This is a genomic window from Dinghuibacter sp. (assembly GCF_035492835.1).
In the GTDB taxonomy this organism is placed as follows: domain Bacteria; phylum Bacteroidota; class Bacteroidia; order Chitinophagales; family Chitinophagaceae; genus Dinghuibacter.
The window spans coordinates 1-4,937 of record NZ_DATJIY010000195.1; the positions used below are offsets into that span (position 1 = coordinate 1).

Sequence of the window (4,937 nt, forward strand, 5' to 3'; positions counted from 1 at the left end):
ATCAATTTTGCCGGTCGTCTTTTACGCACTGCCTCCAGGAGCCGGATCATTTCCGGCAGACAATATTGGGCCCCCAGCGAACCACAGTATACCAGGAGCAGCTCATCCTCCGTCACGCCGAGCTCCCGTCTCAGGGCGGCGCGCTCCCCGGCTTCCGGGAGCCGGTAGCGGTTGGGGTCGCGTCCGTTGAGCACTACGTGAAACTTATCCGTTGGCGCCTCATGGGTCAGCGCCGGTAACGCCATCATCGACCTGACCATGACCCGGTCGGCCTTTTTCACCGCGACGCTTTCCACCCACTTCATCGAGCGAAAGTAAAGACTTCCGCGGCGCAGTCGACCAAAATCGACTCTTTCGTCGAGGGGCAGGCCGTCGGCGTCGAATACCCATTTGCGGCGCCGGTTCATCCAGGGCAGGACCATCAACCCAGGGTTGTTGCTCCGGAACAGGACGACGTCGGCGGGCCGGATAAACGACCTGAGCCCGAATGCCCCCCGCAAGAGGGTGAGGCATGTGCCCAAAGGAGCGATGGACCGGGGTTTTATGTCCACCCGGGTATACCGCATCCCCGCCGCGGCCAATAACGCGTCCAAGCGGTCGGATTTGTCCCGGTCGCCCCAGGTGAACTGGACGACGTCGATCACGTAGTCGGGGGTTAATCCTTCCAGTATGGGGAAGAAAAGACCCTCCAGGTAACTGACCTGGGGACCGTCCCAGGTGATGAACAACAGTCGCTTCATATACCGGTTCGTTTTTTTCGGACCAGGTCCGTATACAGCTCGGAAATCTTCCGTATGTACAAGGGGATGTCGAATTCGGATTCAGCCCTGCGTAGACCCGCCCGGCCCAGGGCCGCGCTACGCCCGGGGTCCGCGTACAAGGCGTGGATGGCCTCCGCGAGCGCGGCAGGGTCGTTTTTCCCAACCAGCAGACCGGTGACGCCATCCACGACGACATCCAGGACGCCGCCCACAGCGGTCGCCACTACAGGCAGCCCGAAGAACATGGCTTCGACCAGGACGAGACCGAAGGCCTCCCGCTGGGAAGCCAAGGCAAACATATCCATGCACGCATAGTAGGGTGCGGTGTCGCCCTGATAACCGGCAAATACGACCCTATCGGCGATGCCCAGCTCACCGCTCAACGCCTTTAGCGCGCCGGCGTCCTTGCCGTCGCCGACGATGAGCAGTTTTATACCGGGGCAACCCGTCTTCAGCAGGGCTGTGGCCCTGAGCAGATCGCTCACCTTCTTGTGGTCGTCGAACAAACGACCGACGCTGCCGACTACCCAGTCACCGGGTTGGATACCCAGCGCCGTTTTCAGCGCTTCCGTGGCCGCCGCGTCGGGTCGCAGGGGTCTGTCCACCGCGTTCATGATGACCTGTAACTTGGGCTCTTTGACCTTTACGACCGAGCGGATATACCTTCCCGACGCCTCGGAAACGGCTACGACCTTGTCGGAGAGTCTTCCGTGTATCCTCATCAGGAGGTTGCCGCCCCAGTTCCGGTCCACCGGATCGGAGGTTTCCTCGATAATGATGCCCGGTACCCGGGCCCACGTGCCCGCCACGGCGCCCAGCGTAATGCCTTCTATCACCGCACCGTGGACGATGTGCGGTTTATACGCGCGGATCACCTTCAAAACTTTCCGATACTGACCCAGGCGGAAAGGGGACGTCAGCGACCCGATGGGTATGACCTCTACGCCCAGCGCCTCGAACCTGGCGGGTAGTACGCCTACCGCGTGTGTGCACACGATCTTCTGTTCAAAGCGGTTTGCGTCTATATATTTAGCGAGGTTATACCGCAGCTGTTCCACGCCGCCCGAGGCGATCGTCTCCATACAATGCAACACCCTGATCTTTTCCTCACCGCGGTACAGCGCCCATAGATCCCGCATATACCGATCGGGGTGGAATTTTTCGAGGGCCGTTTCCCTACCCCTTTTGCCCACGTCACGCCTGGCCTCTTCCGGGAGGGTAGCGATATGCGCCAATTCCCGGTCGAATCCTTCCTGGTCCCGGGGGTCCAGCAACCAGCCGTTCTTTCCGGCTTCGATGAATTCGGGAGCCCCGCCGATCCTGGTCACGAGGCAAGGCGTCTCGGTGAGCATCGCTTCGGCCACCGAAAGAGGGATCCCTTCGGAGAAGGAAGGGAGCACGAACAGCGACGCCTGGTTCAGAAAGGACGCCGGTCGTTGTTGGAAACCCCAGAAGGTAACCCGGTCCGTAAGTCCCAGCTCGCTGACGAGCGCTTCCAGCCGCGCCCTTTCCGGCCCATCACCAACCAGCCATAATTCCGTCCGCTGCGGCAGCATTTTTAACGCATGCATCCCGCGGACCAGCAGGTCGAGGTTCTTGATGGGGTCCAACCGGCAGACGGATATGATCCGGAATACCGCGGGGGCGCCGGTTTCCAGGTGGTCGTTTTCCGGTGCGCCAAACGCCCGAACGTCGACCGGGTTATAGACCACCTTTGTCTTTGCCGCGGAGGCTTCTCCGTTTTTGACCAGGTAATCCCTGACCAGCCCAGCCACGGCGATGACGGCGGTGGCCTGTCCATATATGAGTCTGAAAATGCGCTTGGCCTTCCCGCTGTGCGACGGCATACCGATCTCTTCCGCGATCCGCACGGGTATCCCGGAAAGCCTGGCGGCGATGATGCCGTGGAAATTGGCCTCCGCCCCGGTCGTATGGACCACGGCGGGTTTTTCCTCCCGGAAGAATTTGGTCAGGCGCACCATCAACGCCACCGAGGGTATCCGGGTACGGGCCTGCCACACGAGGACCCGGAAGCCCAGGGCACGTATGGCGTTTTCCGCCGCGCCACCCTTGCCCAGACACAGGAACACGATATCCGCGCGGTCGCCTTCGTAGTAGCGCGCGGTGATCTCGAAGACCTTTTCAATGCCTCCGAAGTCGAGGGTGCCGATGACTTTTATGACCTTCATAGTTGATGCCGGGATCGATAATAGTTTTTACAACAAGTCCAGAACAACCGCGGGCTGATGTTGAAAATACCCAGGGCCACCGCGGGCCTCCGCTCTTCTGAAAACCAGGCCCACAAACCGCTCCAGCGCACGTGCCGCCGGCATTCTTTCCAAACCGGTCGTATCGCGTCATAGGTGTCTCCCCGGATGAGGGCCACCAGCACCATGGAATAGATATTCCGGTACGTAAACCAGCCTATGGAGGTCTTCCATTCCGGAAACGCGCCCAGCAGGTCTGTTTCCATCGCCCCGATCCGGGCGACATTTTTTGCCATTTCCGGGTGGAACGTTTTGGTGATCGAGCCGGGCCGTTGGCGGTAGTTGTAGAACACACGCCGGACAAAGGCCACCTGTGAGGCGGCTTCGAACAAGTACGGGGTGGTAAACCGGTCCTCGTAAATGTACCCTTCCGGAAAACGGATATGATCGAACAGCGTCTTTCGGAACAACTGCGTACAGATATAGGTCTTACACCGTCCCTCCAGCACGGCGCGAAGGGCTTCCTTCCCGCTCCGCACTCCCTCCAGACCGGGAATGTCGTCGTTGCCCGGCACGCTCCTTAAACCGAAGACGACGACGTCCGCACCCGCTTCCGCTTGTTCCCAGGCGTAGGATAGCAACCCTGGCTCCAGGAAATCGTCGCTGTCGGGGAAGTATAGGTAACGTCCCCTGGACGCGTCGATCCCAGTGTTGCGGGCGGCGGACAGCCCCCTGTTCACCGCGTGGGTGATCAAAGTATAGGGTAACCGGCCGCCCAGCGAGCGTTCCAGGACGCCGATGGAGTCGTCGTTGCTGGCGTCGTCCACGACGATGAGCTCGAAGTCGGTGAAGGTCTGCTCCAAGAGGGATTGCGCGCAGCGTCCGATGTATCCGGCCACGTTATATACGGGTAGTATGACGCTGACCTCAGGCATGGGCGGGATGATTTGCGGCGGGCACCCTGTAGGGGCTACAACGGGCCCATAGCCAAAGGACGGGTAGCGTCAACCGGTACAACCAGGGACGTTGGACGATATAGTCGACCGCCAGGTCCAGCCGGACGGTGACAAAGAGCAACGGGGACAACCGCCTGGCCAGGGGCACGCGTACCTGCTTATCAAAATCGGCAATGGTCTTTTGATACCGCGAGTTGCGTTTGCCGATGACCGGGTACACGAGACTCTCGTGGACGCGGTAGCGGACGGTTATCTTTTCCAGCCCCGCCAGTCTTTTCCCGTTCTCCAGGAGTCTTATCCAGAGGGGCAGGTCTTCCATCATGGGAAAGGCCTCGTCGAAACCGCCGAGCGCGCGCAGGTCCGTCATCCGGATAAGGGCGGTGGGCGCAGCCAGGCAATTCCGGTGGAGCAGGCATTTCAGCTGCTTCTCCGCGGGATAGGTGAAGAACGCCCGCGGGTAGCGGTATTCGCCCGTGACGTTGCCCCGGGAGTCGATCAGCTGCATCCGCGAAAACAGGACCGAAACGTCATCCCCCACGTGCTCCAGACCATCGGACAGACAATTCGGGGCCAGGACGTCGTCCGCGGCGATGAGCTTCAGCCACTCGCCCCTGGCCACCGCCAGGGCGCGGTTGCCATTCCCCGCGACGCCCAGGTTGACGTTGCCGGCGAGGAGCGCCGACCGGCCGAGCCGGTCCCCATGTTCGGACAACCACGCCCGGACGATGGCGACCGTATCGTCCGTCGAGGCGTCGTCCGCGACAATCAATTCCATGGGTGTATAACGTTGCGCCAGGATGCTGTCCAGGGTCTCCCGGATATAGCGGGCTGAATTGTACGCCACGACGACGACGCTTACCAGGGGCTTTGTCATTGTTTATACCATTCCAGGGCGATGCGCAAACCGGTCCGTACGTCTATGCGGGGTTCATACCCCAGCATTTTCCGGGCCTTTGAAATATCGGCCAGCGAATTCCGGATGTCCCCATCCCGGGGCGGACCATGCCGCGCCG

The 4,937-nt window shown here is 60.8% G+C and carries 4 protein-coding genes; all 4 read right to left on the reverse strand.

Annotation, left to right across the window (positions count from 1 at the left end; genetic code table 11):
- Window positions 1-740 (reverse strand): hypothetical protein (locus VL547_RS18650; protein WP_325580724.1); only part of this gene is annotated, 740 nt, incomplete at its 3' end.
- Window positions 737-2,950 carry a glycosyltransferase gene (locus VL547_RS18655; RefSeq protein WP_325580726.1) on the reverse strand — a complete coding sequence of 738 codons (2,214 nt, stop codon included), beginning with the start codon at window positions 2,948-2,950 and terminating at the stop codon, window positions 737-739. The genes VL547_RS18655 and VL547_RS18650, both read right to left, overlap by 4 nt.
- Window positions 2,947-3,903, reverse strand: a complete 957-nt coding sequence (locus tag VL547_RS18660; RefSeq protein ID WP_325580728.1) for a glycosyltransferase family 2 protein — start codon at window positions 3,901-3,903, stop codon at window positions 2,947-2,949. Before VL547_RS18660 ends, VL547_RS18655 begins: the two co-directional genes overlap by 4 nt.
- Complete coding sequence (locus tag VL547_RS18665) at window positions 3,896-4,798, reverse strand: glycosyltransferase (protein WP_325580731.1); 903 nt, start codon at window positions 4,796-4,798, stop codon at window positions 3,896-3,898. The genes VL547_RS18660 and VL547_RS18665 overlap by 8 nt, the downstream gene beginning before the upstream one ends.
- Window positions 4,799-4,937: the final 139 nt, after the last annotated feature.

Bases quoted from the DNA above. Each gene is read 5' to 3' on its own strand.
- VL547_RS18655 (WP_325580726.1), bottom strand. From the start codon at position 2,950: ATGAAGGTCATAAAAGTCATCGGCACCCTCGACTTCGGAGGCATTGAA.
- VL547_RS18660 (WP_325580728.1), bottom strand. From the start codon at position 3,903: ATGCCTGAGGTCAGCGTCATACTACCCGTATATAACGTGGCCGGATAC.
- VL547_RS18665 (WP_325580731.1), bottom strand. From the start codon at position 4,798: ATGACAAAGCCCCTGGTAAGCGTCGTCGTCGTGGCGTACAATTCAGCC.